The 25,600-nt window shown below is 47.5% G+C and carries 27 protein-coding genes, 1 tRNA gene and 1 rRNA gene; 15 read left to right on the forward strand and 14 right to left on the reverse strand.

The genetic code is table 11. From position 1 onward, the window contains the following. Positions 1–11 precede the first annotated feature (11 nt). The 5 genes from KV201_RS11850 to glnG all read left to right on the forward strand — a co-directional run bounded on the left by KV201_RS11850 (position 12) and on the right by glnG (position 4,816). Positions 12–704, forward strand: a complete 693-nt coding sequence (locus tag KV201_RS11850) for a type 1 glutamine amidotransferase domain-containing protein (protein WP_226059430.1) — start codon at positions 12–14, stop codon at positions 702–704. Between the two features lie 135 nt (positions 705–839). After that, complete coding sequence (locus KV201_RS11855; protein ID WP_226059431.1) at positions 840–1,466, forward strand: glutathione S-transferase family protein; 627 nt, start codon at positions 840–842, stop codon at positions 1,464–1,466. Positions 1,467–1,658: 192 nt separating this feature from the next. Next, complete coding sequence (locus KV201_RS11860; protein WP_226059432.1) at positions 1,659–2,165, forward strand: DUF4124 domain-containing protein; 507 nt, start codon at positions 1,659–1,661, stop codon at positions 2,163–2,165. Between the two features lie 153 nt (positions 2,166–2,318). Continuing rightward, positions 2,319–3,365: a nitrogen regulation protein NR(II) gene (glnL, locus tag KV201_RS11865; RefSeq protein WP_012586497.1), complete on the forward strand. Its 1,047-nt coding sequence runs from the start codon at positions 2,319–2,321 to the stop codon at positions 3,363–3,365. A 38-nt stretch (positions 3,366–3,403) separates the two neighbouring features. Then, entirely contained in the window at positions 3,404–4,816 is a 1,413-nt protein-coding gene (gene glnG / locus KV201_RS11870; protein WP_006079736.1) for a nitrogen regulation protein NR(I), read from the forward strand. Positions 4,817–4,955: 139 nt separating this feature from the next. Here glnG and KV201_RS11875 read toward each other — a convergent pair whose 3' ends face one another. The 4 genes from KV201_RS11875 to KV201_RS11885 form a co-directional block, all read right to left on the reverse strand. Beyond that, entirely contained in the window at positions 4,956–5,513 is a 558-nt protein-coding gene (locus tag KV201_RS11875) for a porin family protein (protein ID WP_226059433.1), read from the reverse strand. Positions 5,514–5,721: 208 nt separating this feature from the next. Further along, entirely contained in the window at positions 5,722–6,174 is a 453-nt protein-coding gene (locus tag KV201_RS22610) for a hypothetical protein (protein ID WP_310473083.1), read from the reverse strand. 14 nt (positions 6,175–6,188) lie between these two features. Next, positions 6,189–7,079: a cation diffusion facilitator family transporter gene (locus tag KV201_RS11880; RefSeq protein ID WP_226059434.1), complete on the reverse strand. Its 891-nt coding sequence runs from the start codon at positions 7,077–7,079 to the stop codon at positions 6,189–6,191. Between the two features lie 52 nt (positions 7,080–7,131). After that, positions 7,132–7,656, reverse strand: a complete 525-nt coding sequence (locus KV201_RS11885) for a Spy/CpxP family protein refolding chaperone (RefSeq protein ID WP_226059435.1) — start codon at positions 7,654–7,656, stop codon at positions 7,132–7,134. Between the two features lie 380 nt (positions 7,657–8,036). Between KV201_RS11885 and KV201_RS11890 the strand changes: the two genes are divergently transcribed. Together KV201_RS11890 and KV201_RS11895 are read left to right on the forward strand one after the other, a co-directional pair. Next, positions 8,037–8,723, forward strand: a complete 687-nt coding sequence (locus KV201_RS11890) for a response regulator (protein ID WP_006079731.1) — start codon at positions 8,037–8,039, stop codon at positions 8,721–8,723. A gap of 14 nt (positions 8,724–8,737) precedes the next feature. Next, entirely contained in the window at positions 8,738–10,087 is a 1,350-nt protein-coding gene (locus KV201_RS11895) for an ATP-binding protein (protein ID WP_226059450.1), read from the forward strand. Between the two features lie 96 nt (positions 10,088–10,183). On the opposite strand, the gene KV201_RS11900 is transcribed toward KV201_RS11895, so the two are convergent. The 4 genes from KV201_RS11900 to KV201_RS11915 all read right to left on the reverse strand — a co-directional run bounded on the left by KV201_RS11900 (position 10,184) and on the right by KV201_RS11915 (position 15,722). Next, positions 10,184–11,164 carry an MDR family oxidoreductase gene (locus KV201_RS11900; protein ID WP_226059436.1) on the reverse strand — a complete coding sequence of 327 codons (981 nt, stop codon included), beginning with the start codon at positions 11,162–11,164 and terminating at the stop codon, positions 10,184–10,186. Between the two features lie 177 nt (positions 11,165–11,341). Next, entirely contained in the window at positions 11,342–11,848 is a 507-nt protein-coding gene (locus KV201_RS11905; RefSeq protein WP_226059437.1) for an ankyrin repeat domain-containing protein, read from the reverse strand. Positions 11,849–12,017: 169 nt separating this feature from the next. Then, positions 12,018–13,538 (reverse strand): catalase, encoded by a 1,521-nt coding sequence (locus KV201_RS11910; RefSeq protein WP_319000218.1) that lies wholly within the window; start codon positions 13,536–13,538, stop codon positions 12,018–12,020. A 282-nt stretch (positions 13,539–13,820) separates the two neighbouring features. Then, entirely contained in the window at positions 13,821–15,722 is a 1,902-nt protein-coding gene (locus tag KV201_RS11915) for a sigma-54-dependent Fis family transcriptional regulator (protein WP_226059438.1), read from the reverse strand. 381 nt (positions 15,723–16,103) lie between these two features. Here KV201_RS11915 and KV201_RS11920 point away from each other — a divergent pair, with 381 nt between their 5' ends. Beyond that, on the forward strand, positions 16,104–17,624 hold the full coding sequence (locus KV201_RS11920) for an aldehyde dehydrogenase family protein (protein ID WP_226059439.1): 1,521 nt from the start codon (positions 16,104–16,106) through the stop codon (positions 17,622–17,624). Between the two features lie 167 nt (positions 17,625–17,791). On the opposite strand, the gene KV201_RS11925 is transcribed toward KV201_RS11920, so the two are convergent. Beyond that, positions 17,792–18,295 carry a hypothetical protein gene (locus KV201_RS11925; RefSeq protein ID WP_226059440.1) on the reverse strand — a complete coding sequence of 168 codons (504 nt, stop codon included), beginning with the start codon at positions 18,293–18,295 and terminating at the stop codon, positions 17,792–17,794. Between the two features lie 67 nt (positions 18,296–18,362). Beyond that, positions 18,363–18,851 carry a DUF2809 domain-containing protein gene (locus KV201_RS11930; protein WP_226059452.1) on the reverse strand — a complete coding sequence of 163 codons (489 nt, stop codon included), beginning with the start codon at positions 18,849–18,851 and terminating at the stop codon, positions 18,363–18,365. Between the two features lie 220 nt (positions 18,852–19,071). On the opposite strand from KV201_RS11930, the gene KV201_RS11935 reads away from it, so the two are divergent. From KV201_RS11935 to KV201_RS11965, 7 genes are all read left to right on the forward strand, one after another. Then, positions 19,072–19,659, forward strand: a complete 588-nt coding sequence (locus KV201_RS11935) for a cytochrome b/b6 domain-containing protein (RefSeq protein WP_063884926.1) — start codon at positions 19,072–19,074, stop codon at positions 19,657–19,659. 52 nt (positions 19,660–19,711) lie between these two features. Beyond that, positions 19,712–20,158, forward strand: a complete 447-nt coding sequence (locus KV201_RS11940; RefSeq protein ID WP_226059441.1) for a DUF1924 domain-containing protein — start codon at positions 19,712–19,714, stop codon at positions 20,156–20,158. 90 nt (positions 20,159–20,248) lie between these two features. Then, on the forward strand, positions 20,249–20,812 hold the full coding sequence (locus tag KV201_RS11945; RefSeq protein WP_011845503.1) for a diheme cytochrome c: 564 nt from the start codon (positions 20,249–20,251) through the stop codon (positions 20,810–20,812). Beyond that, positions 20,805–21,071: a PepSY domain-containing protein gene (locus KV201_RS11950; protein ID WP_012196525.1), complete on the forward strand. Its 267-nt coding sequence runs from the start codon at positions 20,805–20,807 to the stop codon at positions 21,069–21,071. The genes KV201_RS11945 and KV201_RS11950 overlap by 8 nt, the downstream gene beginning before the upstream one ends. Next, a complete protein-coding gene (locus KV201_RS11955) occupies positions 21,071–21,730 on the forward strand; it encodes a response regulator transcription factor (protein ID WP_226059442.1) in 660 nt (219 codons plus the stop codon). Before KV201_RS11950 ends, KV201_RS11955 begins: the two co-directional genes overlap by 1 nt. Before the next feature lie 5 nt (positions 21,731–21,735). Next, positions 21,736–23,052: a sensor histidine kinase gene (locus KV201_RS11960; protein ID WP_226059443.1), complete on the forward strand. Its 1,317-nt coding sequence runs from the start codon at positions 21,736–21,738 to the stop codon at positions 23,050–23,052. A gap of 132 nt (positions 23,053–23,184) precedes the next feature. After that, a complete protein-coding gene (locus KV201_RS11965; protein WP_226059444.1) occupies positions 23,185–23,652 on the forward strand; it encodes a GNAT family N-acetyltransferase in 468 nt (155 codons plus the stop codon). A gap of 105 nt (positions 23,653–23,757) precedes the next feature. Here KV201_RS11965 and KV201_RS11970 read toward each other — a convergent pair whose 3' ends face one another. The 4 genes from KV201_RS11970 to rrf form a co-directional block, all read right to left on the reverse strand. After that, complete coding sequence (locus KV201_RS11970) at positions 23,758–23,955, reverse strand: hypothetical protein (protein WP_006079715.1); 198 nt, start codon at positions 23,953–23,955, stop codon at positions 23,758–23,760. 411 nt (positions 23,956–24,366) lie between these two features. Further along, positions 24,367–24,879: a DUF1993 family protein gene (locus KV201_RS11975; RefSeq protein WP_011845500.1), complete on the reverse strand. Its 513-nt coding sequence runs from the start codon at positions 24,877–24,879 to the stop codon at positions 24,367–24,369. 497 nt (positions 24,880–25,376) lie between these two features. Then, positions 25,377–25,453 (reverse strand) — tRNA-Asp (locus KV201_RS11980). Between the two features lie 36 nt (positions 25,454–25,489). Further along, positions 25,490–25,600, reverse strand: a 5S ribosomal RNA gene (gene rrf, locus KV201_RS11985); the annotation flags it as partial.

A 25,600-nucleotide genomic window follows, 5' to 3' on the forward strand; every position in this document is an offset into this window, starting at 1 on the left:
TAGGTAAAGGTATGAAAATGAATATATTAATGGTACTTACATCACACGATAAACTCGGCGACACAGGTTTAAAAACCGGCTTTTGGCTCGAAGAATTCGCCTCACCTTTTTATGAGTTTAAAGATAAAGGTTTTGACATTACCGTAGCCTCGCCATTGGGCGGTCAACCACCGCTCGACCCAAAAAGTGATGAGCCAGACTTTCAAACTGAAGCCACTGCGCGCTTCAGTAAAGATCCTGAGGCACAAGCACTGCTAGCAAATACCACTCGCTTAAGTGAAATCAACGCAGCTGATTATGATGCGGTTTTCTATCCAGGCGGCCACGGCCCACTGTGGGATCTTGCCGAAGATAAACATTCTATTGCCTTGATTGAACAATTCTATCAAGCGAATAAACCCCTAGGACTTGTCTGTCATGCGCCTGCAGCACTACTGCACCCTAAAGCCAGTGATGGTAAGCCATTGGTCAGTGGCAAGCGCGTTACCGGTTTCAGTAATTCTGAAGAAGAAGCAGTGCAACTTACTCATATCGTGCCATTTTTAGTCGAAGACATGCTGCAGAAAAACGGCGGCACTTATGTCAAAGGTGATGATTGGACAAGCTTTGTTGTCGCAGATGGCCATTTGATCACAGGTCAAAACCCAGGATCATCCGAAGCCGTTGCGCAGGCCATCGTCGCGCAACTGAACGCCAGAGGCTAAGCGATAAATGACGCGACACGCTCAGCTTGAAGTGAATAATGACAAGCTCGAGTGTGCTAAATGCGGTAGAAATAGCTATCGCACCATAATGGTGCGATAGCTAAAAATGTACTCTCACAATCGAAAGGGAAGCCAATGATCACCTTGCACCATCTCAATAAATCACGCTCTAAACGTATCATCTGGTTGCTAGAGGAACTCGGTCAACCTTATCAAATTAAGAGTTATCAGCGTGATAGCCAGACTTTTCTCGCGCCACCCGAACTCAAGCAAATTCATCCGTTGGGCAAATCACCCGTTATCGAAATGGACGGTCAAGTGATTGCCGAGTCAGGCGCGATCACTGAGTATCTGATTGAAAAATATGCGGCAGACACCTTAGCGCCAGCAAGAGACAGCGCTGACTACGTCGATTATCTGCAATGGTTACACTTTGCAGAAAGCTCAGCCATGCTACCTTTGTTACTGCGTATGTTCGTGCAAAAGGACGGCTGTAAAACCAACTTCCTTGAAGGTTATGCCGCGATAGAAGTCAGTAAGATAAGCCACTATTTCAATGATATGTTGGCCGGTAAAACCTATCTGGTTGCAGACAAGCTCACAGGTGCGGATATCATGATGTCCTTCGTGGTGGAGCTACTGGCTAACAGTGGCGACCTCGAAAAATTCGAACACATTCAACGCTATGCCACTCAATTATCCCAACATGCCGCTTGGGTTAAAGCGAGTGAGATCGAGAAAAAACTCGACGCAAGCGTGTAATTTACAACTCGAGTTCGGGCACATGAGTGTGCCCGAACTTCAGCTCATTCAACCCAATCCGATTTCTAGCTCCCCTTTCCTGTCGCGCTTTGCGCCTTCCATATGGCGACGCCGCATAACAAACACCATGATTTTTGATGTAAAAGAGACTAATCTTGATTAACTCTCTCTCAAGGCTACAGGGACTTTAGCATGCGTTCACTCACACTCATCGGCTTAGTGCTATTTAGCATGTTAGCGCAAGCGACGGTTTATAAATGGGTCGATAAAGATGGCAAAGTCCATTACTCAGATGAGCCGCAGCCAAATGCCCAAGTCGTTGAGCTAAAAGAGAAGACCTTAAATCAAATTGCCCTTCCTCTGCCCAAAACAGACTCAAATAATGCAAACCAAGCAATTGAATCTATTCAATATCAAGTTAATATCACTTCCCCAGCAGAAGAAGAAACCGTCAGAGATAATAATGGCGATTTCGACGTCGTTGCGACTATCACCCCTGAGCTAAAAAGCCAGTATTTAATGGTCCTCAAACTCGATGGCACCCCCGTCGGTCAGCCGCAAATTGGCGGTACCTTCAAACTCAAAAACATCGACCGGGGTGAACATACCTTAGTCGTTGACGCTTTGACTCAAAACGGCAAAGTCTTTGCATCAAGTTCACCAAGAAAGATATTTCTTCATCAAGCTGCTAAGCGTTAATGTCGCTATTTGTATAGTTAGAGTTAGTATAAAAACTTTAAATACATAGAGTTAGATTAACCGCCCCAGACTAAACCGTTTGATGAAGACAAGTTGCAGCTTGCACCAGATTGGTGCACCATGGTGGTGCAACCCTATTTCTAGGAACGGTCGATGGATAAAGAGACACTGCTCAATCATTTAGTTACCGCTGTACTTGTCATAGATAAGGATCTTAAGCCTTGTTATGCCAACGCAGCAGCAGAGCAATTATTAGGTGTTGGCAGCCATAGACTCGTAGAACAAGCTTTGCCTGAGCATTATCAAATCCTCGGTGTCGAAGCCCAGTTATTGAGGGATGCGGTAAAAGCTGGCCAAGGTTTAACGGTCAATACGGCGGCCCTAGTCACGCTCGATGGTCAGCACCATACCGTTGATTTAACCCTTATTCCCCTCGATGACGAGGCTGAACTCAGCCTGCTCGAACTGCGCCAAGTCGATCAACAAAGACGCATTCATCAGCAGCTGAGCCAAGATGCACAGCAACAAGCGGCGCAGTTTCTGGTGCGCAACTTAGCCCATGAAATCAAAAATCCTTTAGGCGGTCTTCGCGGGGCGGCGCAATTGTTATCGCGGGAGTTGGATGATCCGGCGCTGAAGGAATTCACTACCCTCATCATAGAGCAGGCCGATCGACTGCGTAATTTAGTGGATCGCCTGCTCGGCCCCCAAAGGCCAACACAGCACAGTCTGCACAACATCCATCAAGTGGTGCAAAAGGTCTATAAATTAGTTGAAATGGCGCTGCCCGCCAACATCCAACTCAAACGGGATTATGATCCATCCATTCCCGATATCGAGATGGACCCAGACCAAATGCAGCAAGCCGTGCTCAACATTTTACAAAATGCGGTGCAGGCGCTTGAGCATTCTGGCGGCGAAATTTTGATCCGCACTCGCACTCAACACCAAGTCACCATAGGTTCACAGCGTCACAAGCTAGTGTTAACCCTATCGATTATCGACAACGGCCCCGGTATACCGCCTGAGCTAATGGACACATTATTTTATCCAATGGTGACAGGTCGTGAGCAAGGTTCAGGTTTAGGCCTCTCAATTGCCCATAATATTGCCCGTTTACACTCGGGAAGAATCGATTGCCTCTCCAGCGCTGGGCACACCGAATTCATCATTTCATTACCGATTTTAGGCGCTAAATAATTTCGACAGTACCTACCCATACCGTATGAGGAAGCAAGATGCGAATTAGTGAACAAGTGTGGATCCTCGACGATGACAGCTCGATACGTTGGGTACTCGAAAAGGCACTTCAAGGTGCCAAGCTCAGTACCGCCAGCTTTGCCGCCGCCGAATCCCTGTGGCAGGCCTTAGAAATATCGCAACCGCACGTGATAGTGTCGGACATCCGTATGCCAGGCACAGACGGTTTAAGCCTGCTCGAACGATTGCAAGTACATTACCCCCATATTCCCGTGATCATTATGACGGCCCACTCGGACTTAGACAGCGCAGTCAGTGCCTATCAAGCGGGCGCATTTGAGTATCTGCCTAAACCCTTCGACATCGATGAAGCGATCTCACTGGTCGAGCGCGCACTCACCCATGCCACTGAACAGAGCCCCGCACCCGCGCAGGAAGCCCAAGTCAAAACACCCGAAATCATAGGTGAAGCGCCAGCGATGCAGGAAGTGTTTCGCGCCATAGGCAGGCTTTCACGCTCATCCATCAGCGTGCTAATCAATGGCCAATCTGGGACAGGTAAAGAACTCGTGGCGGGTGCATTACACAAACACAGCCCACGTAAAGATAAGCCATTTATCGCGCTGAACATGGCTGCGATCCCTAAGGATTTGATCGAATCTGAGCTATTCGGCCACGAAAAAGGTGCCTTCACTGGCGCAGCCAATGTCCGCCAAGGTCGCTTCGAACAAGCGAACGGCGGCACGCTCTTTTTAGATGAAATCGGCGACATGCCGCTAGATGTACAAACACGATTACTCAGAGTGCTTGCCGACGGTCAATTCTACCGCGTCGGTGGCCATAATGCGGTGCAAGTGGATGTGCGTATCATAGCGGCGACCCACCAAGATCTTGAATTATTAGTGCAAAAAGGCGGCTTTAGGGAAGACTTGTTCCATCGTCTCAACGTGATCCGCGTGCATTTGCCGCCACTGTCACAAAGACGGGAAGACATTCCCCAACTCGCCACCCATTTCCTCGCCTCGGCAGCGAAGGAAATTGGCGTGGAAACTAAGATAATGACCAAGGAGACCGCGGTAAAGCTCTCCCAATTGCCTTGGCCCGGTAATGTCAGACAACTCGAAAACACCTGCCGCTGGTTAACCGTAATGGCATCGGGGCAAGAAATTTTACCCCAAGATTTACCGCCAGAATTACTGAAAGATCCTGTGAGTGTCACCCACACGGCGAAAGGCAGCCAAGATTGGCAATCGGCACTGACTGAGTGGATAGATCAAAAACTCTCGGAAGGAAACAGCGATCTATTAACTGAGGTACAACCCGCTTTCGAACGCATACTGTTAGAAACTGCGCTGCGCCATACTCAAGGCCATAAACAGGAAGCGGCGAAACGTTTAGGCTGGGGACGAAATACCTTAACGCGAAAACTCAAAGAGCTGTCGATGGATTGAGTAAATAAAATAACGTTATCACTCGTAATCCCGACACAAGATTATTAATAATAAAAAAGTAAAAAGGGATATTTTCATATCCCCTTTTATTTTAAATTCTTTTCATTGGCATTAATTAAATATGCCAAATATAAAGAAATTAGAATTGATAATGCACACCTACAGCGAATTGCTTAATATCGGTGTCAATATCGTTTAACCCTAAATAGCTACGGTCTGCATCTAAATCGCCCGTAGTGACATCATAGCTTACACGGATATTTAAGTGTTCTGTTACGGCGGCATTAACGCCTACACCGTAAGTCCAACCAAAACCAGTAAAGTCTTCATCGTAACCATAGCCATCAACATTCACAGCCATAGATGCGATACCCACTTTGGCATAGGCAGAGAAAATATCATTGATTTGTGCAGTAAATTTAGGTGTGAAGCTTAATGCGCCAGTACTAATATCAACATCCTTATCGCCTAAGTCGCCAGTGGCGAACAGGTTAGCTTCTAAACCAAACCACTCATTGAAGTTATAGCCACCGTATACGCCCACACCAGTACCGGTTTCTGAACCATCAAAAGCATCAGCTGTGACTCTATTTAATGCGCCACCCACATAAAATCCAGTAGTGTCGGTTGCAGCAGATACTTGAGTAGCCGCGAATGCTGATAGTATAGAGATAGCAACAATTGATAATTTATTCATCATATTTCCATAATGATTTAACGTAAGTATTAGATGGCGCGGATATTACAATAAGCGATTAATAAGTGTCATTGTTTAAATTATCAAAGTACAAACCATACAGCATTGATTCAGCTTAAGTCGAAAAATGGAAGTTATAGTTATTCGTTATGTAACAAAACTATATTTACTGTAAGTATTATTTTTTAAATTGAAACAATTAACGGTTTTAACTTAGAACCCGCAACAATCCTATAAAACTTGCATATAGCCAACGGATGAGGGAGCGACGCCTTCTGACATCCAAACATTCGGATACGACAACTCGGCCAGTCGCGACACAAATAATACGGGTGCGCCAAAGGAATAATGGCCAGATATGGACTCGATAAGTTTGGTTAGATATTTCGAAATCAATTTTCTGCGGTAGGTAATAAAGATGTTTACGCAGGACTAACTGACTCCAAGCCCCCACTATCACAGGAGTGACTGTACTATCTGCTTGATTCACTCTCGAGGACTGCGCTTGAGTTGAAACCGTAATTTCCGCATCTGCTGGAACGCTAACATCACGAATCTCAGATTCGACTATCAACTCAAAGCGAGTCGATAGCCTCTGATAGCGACATATCAATCGAGTGGAATGATCCCATCTGTGACCTTGCTTCTGCATCCATGCCATCGCTTACCCTTACTTTATGTTTCGTTGACTTCAGGTTTGACTGGGTCTTGGTGAATAATCACCTCGGCATCTTCAAAGGCGGCCTTAACCCTTATCCCTGTCGTATCGGCAATACTGTGGGCTTCATTCAAACTCAGATTGCCATCAAGCTCTAAATGGAATTGGATAAAAACGGTTTTGCCAGCCTGACGAGTACGCAAGTCATGCAGACCTTGTACCCGTGGATCTTCCATTGCGATTTGCGTGATTTGCTGGCGAGTTTCTTCGTCTAACTCCCTATCTAGCAAAGCTTGAATTGAGCGATAGCCCAAGCCAAAGGCTTGATGACCAATATAGAATGCAATCATTACCGCAAACAAGCCGTCAGCCCACCACCAACCATACTGGGATAGGACGAGTGCTAACAGTACCGCGCCATTGAGGAATAAGTCCGACTTGTAATGCAGTGAATCGGCTTCGACCACAGTGCTTTTTGTCGCCGCTAATGCGCGTTTTTGCAATGTCACTAAAGCTAACGTCATAATAATCGCGATGACAGAAACCACCACTCCTATGGTGGCATTTTCGACGGGAACGGGCGTTAATAACCGCTCGCCACCATAAAAAAGCAATAAGAAAGCGGAGCCCATAATAAAGGCGGATTGCGCTAAAGACGCTAACGGCTCAGCCTTACCATGGCCATATCTGTGGTCATGATCCGGCGGCACAAGCGCGTAACGAATCGCAATAAAGTTGATGATGGAAGCGAGTGCGTCGGCAAAGGAATCCGTCAAAGATGCCAACATACTGGCAGAGCCGGAATAAAGCCAAGCGAACATCTTGATAAGAATAAGGATCAAAGCGGTAGCCACGGAAGCGCGGCTAGCCAGTTTGACCCAAAAATCGTATTGGGAAGTCTGAGTCATAAAGGGATCTATATTGGGAAGCTATGACCCTATTGTATATCAGCTAAGACGCTTAACCGCGAGGTTCTTTACCAGCTTGTGCTTCAAATCGCGCTTTAAACTTAGCTTGCTGCTCTGGCGTCAACAGATTGTATATTTGATTATGTAACTTCATGCGTTCAATGGCTTGAGCTTGACGCTGCTCTTGCTGCGCGCTCATCAGCGCCTTGGCTTGTACTTCATCAAAATTAGGTGCCGTCATCAAAGCCTGCATCTCAGTGCGATGGGCCAAACGCTGTTCTTTCGTTGGGCGGCTATCGGCTCGCGCAGCTTTCTGCTCGGCGAATAGCTTTTTGATGTCAGCTCTTTGAGCATCCGTTAAATCCAGCCCTTCAAACATACGATGCATACCGCCCTGATCCATATGTCGGCCGCCATGTTCCATACGATCGCCCATCATGCGGTCGCCTTTGTGGAATTCAGATCGGGAGAAATCACAGCCACCGTCCATAGGTTCAGCATTGACTGTCGTCGCGAAAACCGCAGAACTCGCTAGAATTGCAAACAGGCTCGCTTTCAAAGGTGATAATGTTTTCATAGTGTTAACCTCAGTGGTTCAACTTTAATATTGCAAGTAATAAGACACAGTGACGACCCTTTTAAGCCGAGTCACTTTCGACCCTTCCAGTCTAAACCCCTATATGTAAGTGAGGACGTTGCCTGAGTAAATCACTGTAAAGTTGCATCAATTCAAAAGGTGGCCGACATTCTGTCATTGATGCGCCTTGAATTGAATCACCCTAGACGCTCTGAAACTCGTATCTTGAGGTGGCTTGGATATAGCAGATTCTCTATTCTTTACTTTGGCTTACATTGCTACACAGCAATTGACATCAAAACAGGTATACTCAGCCAAAGCGCTAAAAGTGCCTGTGTAAACGGGCACGCAAGGCCACATTACAGAGATTAAGGAACAGTATGAGTCGGATATTATTAATCGATGACGATCTGGGTTTATCGGAGCTACTAGGGCAACTGCTCGAGTTAGAAGGGTTTCAATTAACCTTGGCCTACGACGGTAAACAAGGTTTAGATCTGGCACTGAGTGCGGATTACGATCTGATCTTACTCGATGTCATGCTGCCTAAATTGAACGGCTTCGAAGTCCTGCGTGCACTGCGTCAGCACAAGCAAACGCCAGTATTAATGCTGACCGCCCGCGGCGATGAAATCGATCGCGTAGTTGGGCTTGAAATCGGCGCCGATGATTATCTGCCAAAGCCGTTTAATGACAGAGAATTAATCGCCCGTATCCGCGCAATTATTCGTCGCTCGAACTTAACAACCCAAGAAATCCATGCCGCGCCCGCCCAAGAATTTGGCGATTTACGCTTAGACCCATCGCGCCAAGAGGCTTATTGTAACGAGCAGTTAATCATACTTACAGGCACAGAATTCACTCTGCTGCACACCCTAGCGCTGCACGCGGGAGAGTTGATGAATAAGGAAGAGTTAAACGAGAAAGTGCTCGGCAAAAAACTCATGCCCTTCGATCGCAGCTTAGACATGCATTTATCGAATCTACGTAAAAAACTCCCCGAGCGTAGCGATGGGCGGCCAAGGGTGAAAACTATCCGTGGCAAAGGTTATATTTGGCTTCCATAACGGCGGTATCGACTGTGCCTAATCGTTTATTTATCAAATTATTGCTCGGATTCTGGCTCTGCAGCTCGCTGATCATTGCCTTGGTCGGTCTGTTGCCATTGCTGCAGCAGAGTCACGACCGTGCGCCGCTGCCACCTCACCTTGAAAAGGTTCTATCGACCATAGCGCAGCGCATTCAAGAAAATCCTGCCTTACTGGAATCCGACTTTCTTCGTCGCTGGGAAAGGCACAGAGACATGGAAGGCAAGCCGCTACGGGTTTATCTCGTCAACAGCCAAGGCCAAGTCGTCAACACCCACAGAGTGAGTCGTGGCGTACGTAGCTTTATGTTGATGGCAGATGAAGAAAAACAACCTATTAGCCATCAGTTTAAAGATGAGCTGGTATTTGGCCCCTTTCAATTCAATCTGGGCGCCGAGACTTATTCACTCTACGGCCGTCTGCCGGATAACCATCCGCGGCCTTGGTTCTTCTTCTTCGCCGAAAATAAGTTATTAACTTTAAGCCTAGCGATTTTCCTGTCGGGACTATTATGTGGCCTGCTCGCTTGGCATCTAGGTAAGGCATTAAATTCACTTAAAAAGAGTGCCAATGCCCTCGCTGAAGGCGACTTAAGTAACCGTGTCGATAAGTCCACCACTCAGCGCAACGACGAAATTGGCCAGCTCGCCACGGCTTTTAACAGCATGGCCGATTCCATCGAAGCTATGGTGAATAATCAGCAGCGGCTCATGGGGGATATTTCACATGAACTGCGTACCCCATTGACGCGACTGCAATTATCCCTCGCCCTCGCCCGTAAAAAAGGTCAACAAACCGCCGAAACTGAACGCATAGGTTATGAAGCAGAGCAACTCGAAAAGCTTATCAGTGAATTGTTAGAACTCTCGCGGGTCAAGCTTAGCACTAACGAAACCAAGGTGCATTTAGGCTTGGCAGAATCCTTGAGCCAGGTATTGGACGATGCGGAATTTGAAGCCGAACAGCAAGGTAAAAGCATTACCATCGATATCGATGAAGAAATTGAGTTAGCGCACTTTCCTAAATCACTTTCCCGTGCGATTGAAAATCTGCTGCGTAATGCAATTCGCTACGCCGCAAGCGACATTCACCTGCAGGCGAGTGCGACTGCTGATCAAGTACAAATTACAATAAAAGACGATGGTCCAGGCATCGATGCCGCCGAACTCGATGCCATCTTTAAACCTTTCTACCGCCCCGACTCGGCAAGACAGAGAGAAAGCGGTGGCTGGGGGCTCGGACTGGCAATCACTGAAGCGGCAATTACCGCCCACAAAGGTAAGATTAAAGCCGAGAACCGTATACCAACCGGTCTTGAAGTGACGATCACACTGCCGAAATAGCCAATATGAAGACAAGTAAACTTGGTAAAACGGATGGCATAGTCGTAGATGGCAACACCTCAGTGTTGCAATCGCTTTAAAGTATTAGAAGCTAGATTACAGCTTAACTAATACACGCCCTGTGACTTGGCCTTGGATAATTTGATTCGCGAAATCAGGAACCTCTGCCAATGAGATCTGCTGGCAAGCTTGCTGATAGAAATGTGCAGGTAGTGCTTTAATCACAGCTTCCCACGCGGCTTTTCGTTTCTCAAATGGACAAGAAACAGAGTCGATTCCCAGTAAACTCACACCCCGTAAAATAAACGGCATAACGGTTGTCGGTAATGCAAAACCGCCCGCTAAACCACAAATAGCGGCGGAGCCACCGTATTGCATTTGCGCCAATGCTTTAGCGAGGATCTTGTTGCCAACGGTATCGACCACACCCGCCCAGCGCTGCGCCTCAAGCGGCTTAGCATCTTGTTCAAGCTCACTGCGATCAATCACTTCTGCGGCGCCAAGCTCCTTCAATAAAGGTGCATTTTGTTCAACCCGACCACTGCAGGCCACCACACGATAGCCAGCATTGGCGAGTAAAGTCACCGCCACCGAACCCACACCACCACTAGCACCTGTGACCAAAATATCCCCACTTTGCGGTGTTATCCCAGCCTGCTGCAGCGCTTGCACGCACAACATCGCCGTGAGTCCTGCGGTGCCTATCCTCATAGCTTTAGCGGCATCACAACCTTGCGGCATAGGCACCAGCCAGTCGGCTTTAACGCGCGCTTTTTGCGCCATACCACCCCAGTGATTTTCGCCCACGCCCCAGCCGGTCAAAATAACCTGATCGCCGACTTGGTATCTTGCATCAGTCGATTCGCGCACTACGCCCGCAAAATCAATGCCTGGCACCATAGGAAACTGGCGAATGATTTTGCCCGTACCCGTCACAGCTAAACCATCTTTATAATTCAGCGAGGAATAGGCAACCTCAACTAAGACTTCCCCTTCTGGTAAATCAGCTTCTGTGATCTGTGAAACTTGAGCAAACGTGCGTTTATCTTCTTGCGTCAGTAGTAAGGCATCAAACATAAATTGCTCTCCGAAGGCCATGAAAATCGTATTAAACGATATTCAAAAAGTTACCATAAAAGGCATAGGCGCTATTAACAAGCAGACTTATGGCTAATAGTAAACGCTGAGATCTAAACAGATTAAAGAGAATGACCCAGAGTGATCGAGCGCAAAAGATGGCAAGATCTAGCGTCTTTATTGCTTTAAACTCGCCTGCTGTAAAGCGCCACTTTGACCCCAGTAACGGGCAAACTCAGTCAAGGTCATTCCGGCATTATTCGTTAGGTTCGCATTGCATTCTTTCGCGTATAGCCGCTTTACAATATTGAATTCGGCCTTAATCACAGCGCCCATCATTGCCGTATTACCACGCTTATCTTGCAAACAAGCATCAGCACCATGCTCAAGCAATAAATCCGTTGCAGCCTCTTGGCCGTTATAAGCCGCCACCATTAGCGCGGTATAGGTTTGACTATTTCTCTGGTCAATAGGGAAGCCCGCATCGAGAAAATGCTCAAGCACTGTGATATCGCCGGTACGCGCTGCAGCAAAAAAGTAGTCCACCAGCAATTGTACTTGTGCGGTATCGGGCTCGTCCGCTTGGCTGACAGTTGCGGATGCCTGAGCCGAACCTGCGCCCATCACCACCGACATACTCAGTGCCGCAATCATCAATAATAAGATAGCAATAGTGTGTTTCATCAATAACTCCCGCGCAGCAAAAATAGAGATTTAAACAATAAGAGGTGACGAAATGCCCGCAAGACGCCCTCTTAAACTGGGCAGAAAAGAGCTTGATTACGCCTTGCGGGACTTACTGGGTTTGAGCGGTTTAACGCGAATCTGCACCAAATCGCTCTAAAATGATGAGTTAAATTGCACGCTGTTTAACGTCGGCCAAATCACCTTTTACGGCCTTGGTTAAGCGCTCACCAAACTCTGGGTCTGCACGATAAAAGTGACTGAGCATCTGATGCTTCACATTGGTATCGTTCACTTTGCCTAAGTCACCGGCCAAGTTAGTGATCAGATCTGCTCTATCTTGCTTGCTCAAGCTGCGATAAAAGACGCCCGCTTGGCTAAAGTTATCCTGCTTGCTAATAGCCGTTTGTTGCACAGTCCCCGTCAGCGCAGTTGATACCGCACGATAACGATTATCTTCGGCCAAGGCTAAATGTACGCTCGGTTGATAGTTCACATCGGACTGGGTATGCCCCATATTGCCCGCACCTTCTTGGTTGTGGTTTGCCACCGCCACTAAGGGTTTATTAATCGGCAATTGCGACAAATTCGCGCCGAGTCGATACAGCTGAGTATCGGCGTAGGAGAACATACGGCCTTGCAGTAATCTGTCTTCCGAAGGCTCAATCCCAGGGATCAAATTCGATGGCGCAAATGCCGCTTGCTCAGTCTCTTGGAAGAAGTTTGCAGGCATGCGGTTCAGCGTCATAGTGCCCACTTTTTGTTCTGGCACATCTAGCCACACCTTAGTGGCGTCTAGTGGGTTGTAATCAAACTTATTAAGCTCAGTCGGGTCGAGTAATTGAACGTAAAGATCCCACTTAGGATAGTTACCCTTGTTGATCTCACTATAAAGATCATCGGTTAAATGGTTAAAGTTTTGCCCTTGGACTTTAACCACTTCATCGGGACGTAAGCCTTTAACACCTTGCAGACTCTTCCAGTTAAATTTCACGTATTTAACTTGGTTATCTCGATTCACAAATTTGTACGCATGCACACCGAAACCGTCCATTTCACGATAACTGGCAGGTACACCTAAGTTACTGTAAACCTGAGTCAACATATGGGTTGAACCCGCTTCGTGACTGAAAAAATCGAAGAAACGATTCGGATCTTGCATATTGGTCACTGGCGATGGTTTGAGTGAATGCACCATGTCAGGAAACTTGATCGCATCGCGAATGAAGAATACGGGTAAGTTATTACCCACTAAGTCCCAGTTACCTTGGTCCGAATAAAATTTGGTCGCAAACCCTCGGGGATCACGCAGCGTTTCTGGCGAACCTTTCGAGTGGATCACGGTAGAAAAGCGCACAAATACGGGCGTCACTTTACCTTTTTGTGCAAAGGGTGCCGCTTGGGTTAGGTTGCTAAAATCGCCACTCGATACAAACTCACCATGCACACCTGTACCTCTGGCGTGGACGACACGCTCAGGAATACGTTCACGGGCAAAGCGTTGTAGCTTCTGGATAAGCTGCACATCTTGCAATAACACGCTGCCATTACTGCCCGCTGTGGTCGAGTTTTGGTTATCACCCACAGGTGCACCATTGTCACGTGTCAGGGTATTTGTTGGTAAAGTTTGAGCCTGTACATTCAATGTCAGACCCATAGAAATAATTAAAAGGCTTTTAGTAAGATGCATAACAGTTCCTCTTCTATGCATAACGCCAAGCTCTTTTCTGCCTGCCCGCAGTATAGTTCTGAATTTGTAATTAGAATAAGCGATCTTTATCGATTACATGAATCAATAAAACCTATTAGACATAAATTGGCAACAACAAAAAGTCAGATTGTCAGATACTGAAGCTAGAGATTGTGGACTAAAACCTCTCGGTTTTAGTCTATTGCGAAGTGGATAAACGTGGGGTGATTAAGAGATATTTAGCGATAGATTGAGCTTCGTAACAAGAGCCGTAAGCGAGCATTAATCCTTAAGCCCCATCTGTTTTAATCGCCGGTACAAGGCATTACGGCTGATCCCTAAACGCTTAGCGCATTGGCTCACATTGCCATTACAGGCTTGGTATGCCTGCAGCACATTGCTATAAATCGCCTCATTTAGGGAATCCGATTGAACCTTTGTAACATTCGGCTCCACAGCGAACTTACCACTTTGCAGGGGTGATGCAGAACGTTGACGGCTTACCTCTTTAAATTCATCACATAAGGGTGCAGCTTGTAACAGGTCTCCTTTTAACGGCTCGCATGTGAGTTTGTCCGCCAGATAATCGGGTAAATGTTGCCAAGTTAAGGTGTCATCACCTTCAGCCATTAAACACGCGACTTGCATAAGATTATCGAGCTCACGCAAATTGCCGGGCCAGTCGTGTTGCATCAGCAACCCTAACAACTCAGGGCAGATCTCCTGCGGCGCAATGCGATGTTTACGATGCAATTTATGGATAATACGCTCAATATCCTGCCGCTCGCGTAGCGCAGGTAAGCGCACTTGTAGACCATTCAATCGATAGAATAAATCCTGCCGAAACAGACCCTGCGCCACTTGTTGCTCCAAATCCATATGGGTCGCGGCAATGATTTGAATATCAACTTTAAAACTTTGATTACTGCCAACCGGCACCACTTCGCGCTCTTGCAATACCCTAAGTAAACGACTCTGGGCCACCAGCGGCATTTCGCCAATTTCATCTAAAAACAAAAAGCCGCCGTGGGCTTGGCGAATTTTGCCGATAAATCCCGTACGGTTCGCCCCAGTAAAAGCGCCCGCCTGATAACCAAAGAGTTCAGACTCGACTAACTCGGCAGGTAATGCCGCGCAGTTCACCGCCACTAAATGCTCGGTGCGACGCGCGCTCTGGGCGTGGAGCTTTTTAACAAACTGCTCTTTACCTACGCCAGTTTCACCAAGCACTAACAGCGGAATTTGTTTGGTGATCACCTTATTGGCATGTTGCCATGCGCGCTCAAGTTGAGGATCGCGAAACCGCACGCCCAGTTGATTAAGCGATTTATTGCTAGTCGCTACCCGACTCTTGATGCTGGGAATATTTAAGGGCTGAGTCTGTAGATGCAAGTCTAAATGCTGATTAAAGCCACCCGCACGGCTCCAATTATCGCCTAAGTACTGCTCGACGGCATCGCCAACCTTGGCATGGCTAAGCAATTGTTTCGCCATGGGATTGCACCCCACAATGCGACCATCACTATCGGCAATCACTATGCCCTGCCAACCCGAATTCAGCAGGTTTGGCTGCGCCGCTAAATCGATTCGATAACGGCTATCGGGCAAGTGACACAAGAGTGCGGTCTCGACCTGCTGCGCCAAGCTCGACACTAACATCAGCGTCTGCTGTGTGTGTCTTTGCTGCTCGCTGGTGATATCTATCACCCCGAGCATCTCACCTTGGGGGGAAAATATTGGGCAGGCGGTGCAACTCATAAAACGATTCTGGCGAATAAAATGCTGCTCACCCACCACAGATACGGCTTGTTTGGCGGTGAGTGCCGTCCCTATTGCATTGGTGCCTTTGTGCTGCTCGAGCCAATTCACCCCGATATCCAAAGCCACGTCCGCCAGTTTTGTGGAGTAACGGCTCACGCCCCAGTGCCTAAGCACATAACCATCGGCATCGGAGAGCAAAAGTCGGCTATTAGAATGCGCCATCAACTGATTGAATAAAGGCAAAGCATGGGATTGCACTAATGCAATGAGCATTTGATATTGCTCATGTTTCTGCTTTAGTTCGCTGGCGTCGAGCCTAAGCTCTTGGGGTAACTGAAATTCTGACAAGCCAGCGCCAATGCTGCGCTGCCACGAATCGGCCAACCACGCCTGTGTCGATGGTAAATGCGGTTTAACTGCCATAGCCGTGCTCCCCCGAGCTGTGTTCCGTTTCGGCACAGTTGCAGTGTGCCATTCGATGACAAAGTGACCACAGGACACACCTCTCTCCCTGAGTGCCCACACCGTTTCAAATCTGCAAAATTAGCTTTTCATCATACTGTTAGCGCAACAAGTGTACAACTCTTGCCAGTTTGGCACTCTCCTTGCGATGCACCCTTAGTATGCAGGCCTTAGGTGTTGCATAAGAGAACACTAAGCCAATCAATATGATTGGCTTAAAGCAAAACGAAAAATATATAAAAAGGCATCCATTAGAGATGCATCAACAAGACTCCCTTGCTGAAGCTCAGAGCGTAAAAAGCGCCAACGCCCAGCATGCCATCCACAAGAAGGAATGATTCTATGATTTATGCTCAACCCGGAACCGCAGGCGCAATCGTTAACTTCAAAGAAAAATACGCCAACTTCATCGGCGGTAAATGGGTCGCCCCAGTCAATGGCAAATACTTCGACAATCGCTCACCCGTTAATGGCCAAAACTTTTGCCAAATCCCGCGATCCGATGCACAAGATATTGAATTAGCTTTAGATGCCGCCCACGCAGCCAAAGAAGCATGGGGCAAAACTTCAGTCACCGAACGCTCAAACCTGTTACTGCGCATTGCCGATCGAGTCGAACAAAATCTCGAATATTTAGCCGTCGCCGAAACCTGGGAAAACGGTAAAGCGGTGCGTGAAACCTTAAACGCCGACTTGCCCTTATTTGTCGATCACTTCCGCTACTTTGCCGGTTGCATCCGCGCACAGGAAGGCAGCGCCGCCGATATCGACGGCAACACAGTCAGCTATCACTTCCCAGAACCTTTGGGAGTAGTCGGCCAGATCATTCCTTGGAACTTCCCGCTCTTGATGGCGGCATGGAAAATCGCTCCTGCGCTGGCGGCGGGTAACTGTGTGGTACTCAAGCCTGCGGAGCAAACACCAGTATCGATTCTGGTATTACTCGAGCTGATTGAAGACCTATTACCCGCGGGCATTCTTAACGTAGTCAACGGCTTTGGCGCGGAGGCGGGACAAGCTCTGGCCACCAGCAAACGCATTGCTAAGCTTGCGTTTACGGGCTCTACAGAAATTGGTTATCACATTTTAAAATGCGCCGCCGAATCCTTAATCCCATCAACTGTTGAGCTTGGCGGTAAGTCGCCGAACGTATTTTTTGCCGATGTAATGGACCATGAAGACGAATATTTAAATAAAGCCGTCGAAGGTATGTTGCTGGCCTTCTTTAACCAAGGTGAAGTCTGTACTTGCCCGTCACGGGTGCTAGTCCAAGAGTCGATTTTCGATCGCTTCATCGAAAAAGTGCTCGCCCGCGCCCAAACCATTAAGCAAGGCGATCCATTAGATACCGACACTCAAGTGGGTGCTCAAGCCTCCAAAGAACAGTTCGATAAGATCTTAAGTTACTTAGCCATAGGTAAGGCTGAAGGTGCAGAAGTGCTACTGGGCGGCACACTTTGCCAACTCGATGGCGGCCAAAGCGAAGGCTACTACATCAGCCCAACCATTATGAAAGGCCACAATAAGATGCGTATCTTCCAAGAGGAGATCTTCGGCCCTGTGATTTCGGTCACCACTTTCAAAGATGAAGCCGAAGCCTTAGCGATCGCTAACGATACTGAGTACGGCTTAGGCGCTGGTGTGTGGACACGGGACATGAACACGGCTCAACGTATGGGACGTGGCATTCAAGCGGGCCGCGTTTGGATTAACTGTTACCATGCCTATCCTGCCCATGCCGCCTTTGGTGGTTACAAAAAATCCGGCATCGGCCGCGAAACCCATAAGATGATACTCAACCACTATCAAAATACTAAGAATCTCTTGGTGAGTTACGATGTGAATCCTTTAGGTTTCTTCTAAGGTTTTTGGGGCTCAAACAAGCTGATGTGAGGAAGCTTTTATTTAGGTTTTTAAACGTCTTTGCAAGCAGGCTTATAAAACTTTCCGCATGAGTAATAGATATAAATGATGAACATGAAAGGGCGAATAGCCCTTTCTTTTTTAACTCAATTTAATTCAAACCTCACTCAGTTTATATTATCAATCCGCGCTAAACGCTGAGCCAATTCGGCCATAGCGGCGGCCGTTTGCGGATCGCTTTGGGGATCAACAACTTCAATCAGCTTAAGTTTCGGCCGCGCCGTTAACCAAGAGCTGCCCGCAGTAATGACTAAATCCAGCACAAACTGACCGTAATAGTGCAGTCGCAAGCGGTTATCGGCTATGGGCCAGTGTGAGTGCAGTAAAAATGAATCATACATTTGCGCCAAAGATGTCGTCGCAATGAGCTTAAACGCTTCATCAAGCAGGCTAAACTCGGTTGATTCTTCGAAGGGACAATCAAAAGAAGTGATGACCAGATACCCCGAGGTTTTATTGGGTAAAACGCAGCGATATTGGCCTTCAATCACTCGGCCAGTAATAAAGGTATGAGTATGTTGGCCATTGAAATACAAAGGCATTTTTAGTGGATTAAGCTCAAGTCCATCAGTACGTACTGTTAGCAGTGAAAACGCCGTTATCGGCTGCATCCTTTACCCCACTTATCTCACCTATCCGCGAAAACACTCGTCGCGTGGCTCTTGCGGATTCAAATCACTAGGGCTGGCGGCTTTTCCAATAACAGCCCAATAAGATCAAGTAACCGACAAAATATGCCACGAGATCGAGTGGATCAAAATGGCTACCTATCACTATCCGCGCCAAGCGATTTCCGCCCAAGCCTAGCTTGTCGACTAAACCCCAATACTGGCCAAACTCGATAGCAAAGGCAAACAGCAATACCGCAAACGCCAGCCAAGGAGTTTGAAATAAGCGCAGAATGTGCTCGCCTGTGCTTTTTGATGTGCGGCTTGCGATGGGAATAGCTACGGCTTTTTCTACCGGGCTGACGACAGGAACGACAGCCCGCACCATGCAAAACAGCAAGATCACCACCAATACATCGCCCACAAAACCACGAATAAAACCCGCAGGCGCATATAAAGCGATTAAGACTTCAGTCAAAAATAATAAAACGGCATAAATAAAAAAGGATTTACGACTCGGATTGCGGCTGATGAAAGCGCGAATAACGGCGGTAGACATAGATACGTTAGTCCCTAACTTCACTCGGTTGAGGTGGCAGAATCTACCGTAATACCAAGAGGTTAACAAGCGAGTTTTCGTTGGCATTTAAGACTCGTCACCCAGGCAAGCGCGTCACTCAACCCCATCAACTCAATGAATGTTCGCGCCTCAAAATTTAAGCGAGGTTTAAGTTTGGGTTAAGTAGCCTACACCTAAACCAACTTAGGAGCGTCACACCATGTCATCAAACACACTGCAAACCATCAAAGTCTGGGACCTGTTGATCCGCATATTCCATTGGTCTCTCGTCAGCTTTTTCACCTTAGCCTACCTCACTGAAGGCGAAGACGAGTGGATGACCATCCACAGTTACGCAGGTTATAGCATCTTAATTTTACTGGTGTTTCGCCTGCTGTGGGGCGTGATTGGTACCCACAATGCGCGCTTTAGCAACTTTATCACTCGCCCTAAAGAAGTGCTGGTGTACCTCAAAGGGCTCATCACAGGCAAAGCCAAAGACTACATAGGCCATAACCCCGCTGGAGCAATGATGATAGTGGCCTTGATTGCTAGCATCGCCATCACGGGATTCTCAGGCATGGCTCTGTACGCCACCGACGGACACGGCCCATTAGCCACAAGCTTTTTCGCCACTTGGCCCGAAGGCGCCATAAAAGAAGTCCATGAATTCTTTGCCAACTTCACAGTGTTCCTTGTGGTCATCCATGTTGGCGGCGTCATCGTCAGCAGCCTGCTACACAAAGAAAACTTAGTCAGAGCCATGGTCACGGGCAAGAAACAACGCCCTGTGGAACAAGAAGATTAATACGTTAACCATTTTGCTTAGCAACAAGACATCCAGCCAAAAGGAATGCCCTATGAACAGATTAACCAGACACACGAATAAAAGTCGCCTTGCTATCGTCGCGATTTTCACCTTGCTGCTGAGCAGCCTTAGCGTTAGCGCCGCTAACAGTAAAGTGCAAAGCCTGCCACTTAGCGCCGAGCGCATTGGCACGCAGCTGCAAAGCTATCAAGCACAAGGCGCAGGACCCTTTACCGCCGCCGCAGGACAAAAGCTTTGGCTACAGGACATGGACGGTCGTAGCTGCGCCAGTTGCCATACCGCCAAAGTCACCGACATGGGGATGCACCAAAACACCCGTAAACCCATTGACCCAATGGCGCCGTCGATTACCGCAGATCGGTTAACAGACTCAGCCAAAATCGAGAAATGGTTTACCCGTAACTGTAACTGGACCTTTAAACGCGACTGCACGCCACAGGAAAAAGGCGATGCCTTACTCTGGTTAAGCCTGCAATAACCGCCAAATTTCGACCTTATAACTCATTCAATAAGATCAATTAATTTCAATACCTTCCACAGAAGGTAACGGCACAAAAAGGAAGATGTCATGACTAAACAAGCACACCCTATTAGCTGGTTCTTAGGTTCATCACTCACAGCTGCGGCATTAGCCATTGGCGTTATCGGTGTCAGCCTAACCTTAACCGGCACAGGCTATGCGGACGATGGCCGCGGGCTCAGCCGCGCCATTCCACAAAATGCGGAATATACGGCAGAATGTGGCAGCTGCCACATGGCTTACCCCGCGAACTTGCTCCCCGCCGACAAGTGGCGCGCCATTACCGCAAATCTTGAGAATCACTTTGGTGACAACGCCAGCCTAGATCCTCAAGTCACTGCTAGAATTGAGGAATATCTGGTTCAACATGCGGCGCAAAATGGTAAGGTGATGAAAAACAGCACGCCACTACTTGCAGGCGCTGGGCCGCAGAAGATCACAGAACAGGCATTTTTTATTCGCAAACACGATGAGATCCCAAGACGTATGGTGCAAGATAACCCCAAAGTCGGCTCATTCAGTCAATGCAGCAATTGTCACAACCTCGCAGAGAAGGGCATATTCGATGAAGATACCGTTAATATTCCTGGCTTTGGCCGTTGGGATGATTAGCAGCCCCAGCTGCAATGCCCACGACGATGATCTTTCAAACAAGGTGGTAGAGTGGGTTAAGGAGGGCAAGGTTTTGCCCTTCGACACCATAATGCAACGCTATGAATCACGGCTAAAGGGACGGTTGCTCGATCTCGAAGTCGAGCAAAAACATGGCAGGATCATCTACGAGCTCGAAATCCTCCGTGACGATGGCATAGTGTATGAAATCAAGATTGACGCCAAAACTGGCGAGTGGCTAAAGGAAAAGGTCGACTGATGCGTTTGCTATTGATTGAAGATGATACCGATCTGGTCGCGCGCCTCATTCCCGCCCTTAACAAGGCGGGTTATACCGTCGAGCACACCGATAACGGTATTGATGGCGCCTTTTTAGGCGAAGAAGAAAACTTCGAAGCCGTGATCCTCGATCTCGGTTTACCCGGCAAACCCGGTCTACAAGTCCTCGGACAATGGCGACAAAAAGGCTTAGCCATGCCAGTGCTGATCCTCACCGCTCGCGATGCGTGGCACGAGCGGGTCGATGGCCTCAAGGCGGGTGCCGATGATTACCTTGGCAAGCCTTTTCATATTGAAGAACTACTCGCAAGGCTCGAAGTGTTGATCCGCCGCCACTTTGGCCGCGCCGACAATGTGTTGCAACATGCGGGCGTTTCCCTCGATGTCGACAAACAAGCCGTCACCAATGTCGACGGTGAAGTGATAGAGCTGACTAAGATTGAATATCGCCTACTGCATTATTTAATGGTCAATCCCAGTAAAATCGTCTCTAAGTCAGAGCTCAGTGAACGCATTTACGAAGAAGATCAAATCAAAGACAGCAATGTCATCGAAGTGTACGTCAACCGCCTGCGTCAGCGCTTAGGCAAGGATTATATCGAAACCCGTCGCGGCCAAGGTTATCGACTCAAGGAGTAAAAGGCGTGTATTCACTCAAGGGTTATCTGACGCGCAATCTGCTGATCACGCTCACCTTTGCCATGGTGCTGTTACTGTATTTTCTGTACCAAGGTATACAAATATTAACCCAAGACTTTGTTGCCTCGCGATTGCAACACGATGCCGACAGCCTGATCTCCGCCCTGAATAACAATCCCGACGGCACCTGGGCGCTCACCACCAACCGCTTGCCCAATGTGTACCACAGGGTTAATTCTGGGCATTATTTTGCGATTCTAATCGGCGAGCAAACCCTGCGCTCACGCTCCCTATTCGACCATAACGTGAACATGCCAAAGCTGGCCGCGGGTGAGCACCAGCAAGCCACTGAGTTTGTCGGCAAAGAACATTGGCTGATGTTCAGTCAGGGCGTAATCAAAGATGATCAGTTAGTTACCCTGTGGGTAACAGAAGACATCAGCGAGCTCGAACAGACCCAAGTGCAATTTTTAGCCTTTGCCAGTGCGGCGGTGTTGCTCACGATTGTTATTCTATTAATGGCGCAGTATCAGCTACTTAAACGCGGCTTTAAACCCTTAGAGCAGATGCCAGAAGCCATACGGCAGATGCGCACCCAAGGGCAAGAAATCAATTCAGACCAAATGCCGAGCGAAATCATCCCGCTGATTGAGGAGATAGATCGTTTAGTCAATCAATTGGGCCAACGAGTACAACGCTCCCGTAATGCCTTGGGTAACTTAGCCCACGAAATGAAACGTCCGTTACAAGGACTGCAGTCCTACCTAGAAAGCCTTCCACCAGAACAGAGGAGTGTGGGCAGCAAGGTGCTCGCAAACCTGCACCACATCATTGAGAGAGAGCTTAAGCGCACTAAGATAGTCGGCCTGTCTACTCCAGGGCGTTATACCGTGCTCGATGACGATCTCGCGCCGCTGATTCAAGTGATGCAGCGCATCTACCCAGACCGCATTATTCATAGTCATTACGCGAGTGGCTTAGTGATGCCATTTGACCGCGATGACTTACTCGAACTCTTAGGCAATTTACTGGATAACGCCTGCAAACATAGCCGCAAGAACATTGAGATCCGTATAGTGCATCAAACGGCTCCCACCGCAGGTTATGGGATCTTAGTCAGCGATGATGGCGAAGGCGTCTCCGATGCCGCACTGTCGATTATCATCGAGCGCGGCATTCGACTAGATGAAAGCATCCAAGGTCATGGCTTAGGATTATCAATCTGTAAAGATATCGTCGACAGTTATCAGGGCGAACTTAGCTTTAGCCACGCGAAACAAGGTGGACTCGAAGCCAGCGTATTTCTGCCGATCCCAAGTTAAGCGGTATACTCAGCCAAACCATGCTCAATTAAGCCTGCCGCCACATCATGTAGACAAGCCAGCAGAATCGAGTATTCGTGCCACTATGTCGCACCATTAAGCCCTTTGCATAACACAAGCCCAGAGATTTATATGAAAGTTATCGACCTAAAATCGGCCCCGCAGCACATTCCACAGCTGGCACAATGGCATCATCAAGAATGGGCACATTTAAGTTCCGCGGACGCCACAGTCACCACACTCATTGAGCAGATGAGCGAGTACCTCACCGACGCCGCCATTCCTAAGATGTTTATCTGTGAAGACGCTAACCAAGTCATGGGCTCCTCCTCATTAACCGCAGCAGATATGGATACCCGGACCGACCTAAGCCCTTGGCTGGCTAATGTGTATGTTAATCCACACTATCGAAATAAAGGCTTAGGGAAAATATTAGTCAATGCCGTCGTTGATTATGCCAAAGCACTCGGATTACAAAATATCTATTTGTTTACCGCAGACAAAGCAGACTTTTATCAAACGCTTGGTTGGTCAAAGATTTCACGGGAAGATTATATGGGCGAGATGGTCACGATAATGGAATATGAATTTAAGAAGTGAATGTTTAAGGAGAGTGAGCAAGCTCCACGACGGGCGCCGTGAAGCTGTACATGCTGGCTAAATATCTAGATGTGATATCCAATACTTAGCGACAAGCCAAAGGCTTTAGTCAATTTCTATATCCACGCCGAAACGATTGGATAGTTGGCGTTGCTCGTGCAGAATTTCAATTCGGCGGCGAGTGTCTTGGGTCAACTTGTCTTTGAGGCGCAAACCACTAGTAATGGCGGCTTTTTTTGCTTTCTTGCTCTTAGTTGTCGTTGCATCCGTTGGACTCTCGACGGCTTGAGATTCGATAGACATAGCTAACTCCTTTAATTAGAACCTTAAATAGGCTCTTCCAGTAAATCCCTGCTCAAAACGAACAAACAGGTCATCTTTATAATGAGTCAATTCGCCATTCACTATTTAAGTAATAGATAATTTGGCGACTCATAAACTTACGGCTCATATCATTTACCTAAGCCAACAAAATTAAATCACATGCTAACAGGATAAAAATAATCGAGACGTAAGGTCGAAATGAAAAACTGAGTATTGATTGACTTCATCGGCGTAACAGAACCCTAACGAGCCCTAAATTTCCAGCGACAAAGCGGCATAACATAGGTAGAGAAAGAACAGGTGGTAATGCAGAAAGGTTGGTAAGCTCAAGCGGCAAAGCGCTGCTGCGCAACAATTAGGCTGCGCAACAGTACTACATCTAGCCTAGATTTACGACTTATATGGCATAGCGCCAAGGTAATCTTTCTTGCCAATTTCAACACCGTTGTGGCGCAAAATCGCGTAGGCTGTTGTTACATGGAAGTAAATGTTCGGAATCGCATGCTCAATAGCAAACTCATAACCCGTCAGATATTTTCCTTCCCAACGCGGTTGTGAGACATGGATCGTGGCCGCATTAGCAAAATCATCCGCTTTGAACGTCGCTAAGTAATCTAATACTGAGCTAATACGCGCTTGCAAATCAGCTAAAGTCGTTTCGCTATCATCGTGCTTTGGCACTGTATCTAAGTTATCGGTCAAACGTGCCACGCCAATTTTGGCAGTATCACAGGCAATTTGAACTTGGCGAATAAGGTTAAATTGATCCGGCGCTAAACGTGAGTTTAATAGCACCGCCATATCGACTTTCTTGAGGTTTGCGAAGCATTCGCCCTTTTCAAGAATAACGCTTAAATTTTTCAGCATCTTGCTAAATTGTACAACCGTTAAATCATAAAGCATGGCATTGACCTCAGTGATGGACGCTACAAAACTGCAGCACTTAAGACTATCTTGGGGCAAATAACTCAATTTCAATCATTCTTGGAATTTAAGTATTTGCTTAACAATAAACACACCTAAATAAGCCCTATTAAGCAGCTAAAAATGACAAGAAACAGGTGGAACCTTGTGAGGAAAAGCATTTATTAAGCGAAAGAGGTTAATATTCAATCAGAGAAACAGTAGTAGACGGTACAAAATTTGGACAATTGAACGAATAACAGCTTGAGATATCACCAATAATGTTAATTTTTCCACAACGAAAAAAGCCTCTACATTGCTGTAGAGGCTTTCATCTTTATGATGGCGGGTGAAATATCGCGCAGCGATGAGCTCATGAACGAGAGGCATTGATGCCAAGCAGGGATGCTGTTGGACGGGACGGCCGCGACGATTGAAATAGATAAATTCCAGGTACGAAAAAGCCCTAACATTGCTGTTAGGGCTTATCGAAATGTTGGCGGAGCGGACGGGACTCGAACCCGCGACCCCCGGCGTGACAGGCCGGTATTCTAACCAACTGAACTACCGCTCCTTTAGTCTAACGTTTGCACGTTAACCTAAATTAGGCGCTTGGCGATGACCTACTCTCACATGGGGAGACCCCACACTACCATCGGCGCGTTTGCGTTTCACTTCTGAGTTCGGGATGGGATCAGGTGGTTCCACAAGGCTATTGTCA

Origin of the sequence: Shewanella sp. SR1, assembly GCF_020447145.1 — a bacterium.
Taxonomy (GTDB): domain Bacteria; phylum Pseudomonadota; class Gammaproteobacteria; order Enterobacterales; family Shewanellaceae; genus Shewanella; species Shewanella baltica.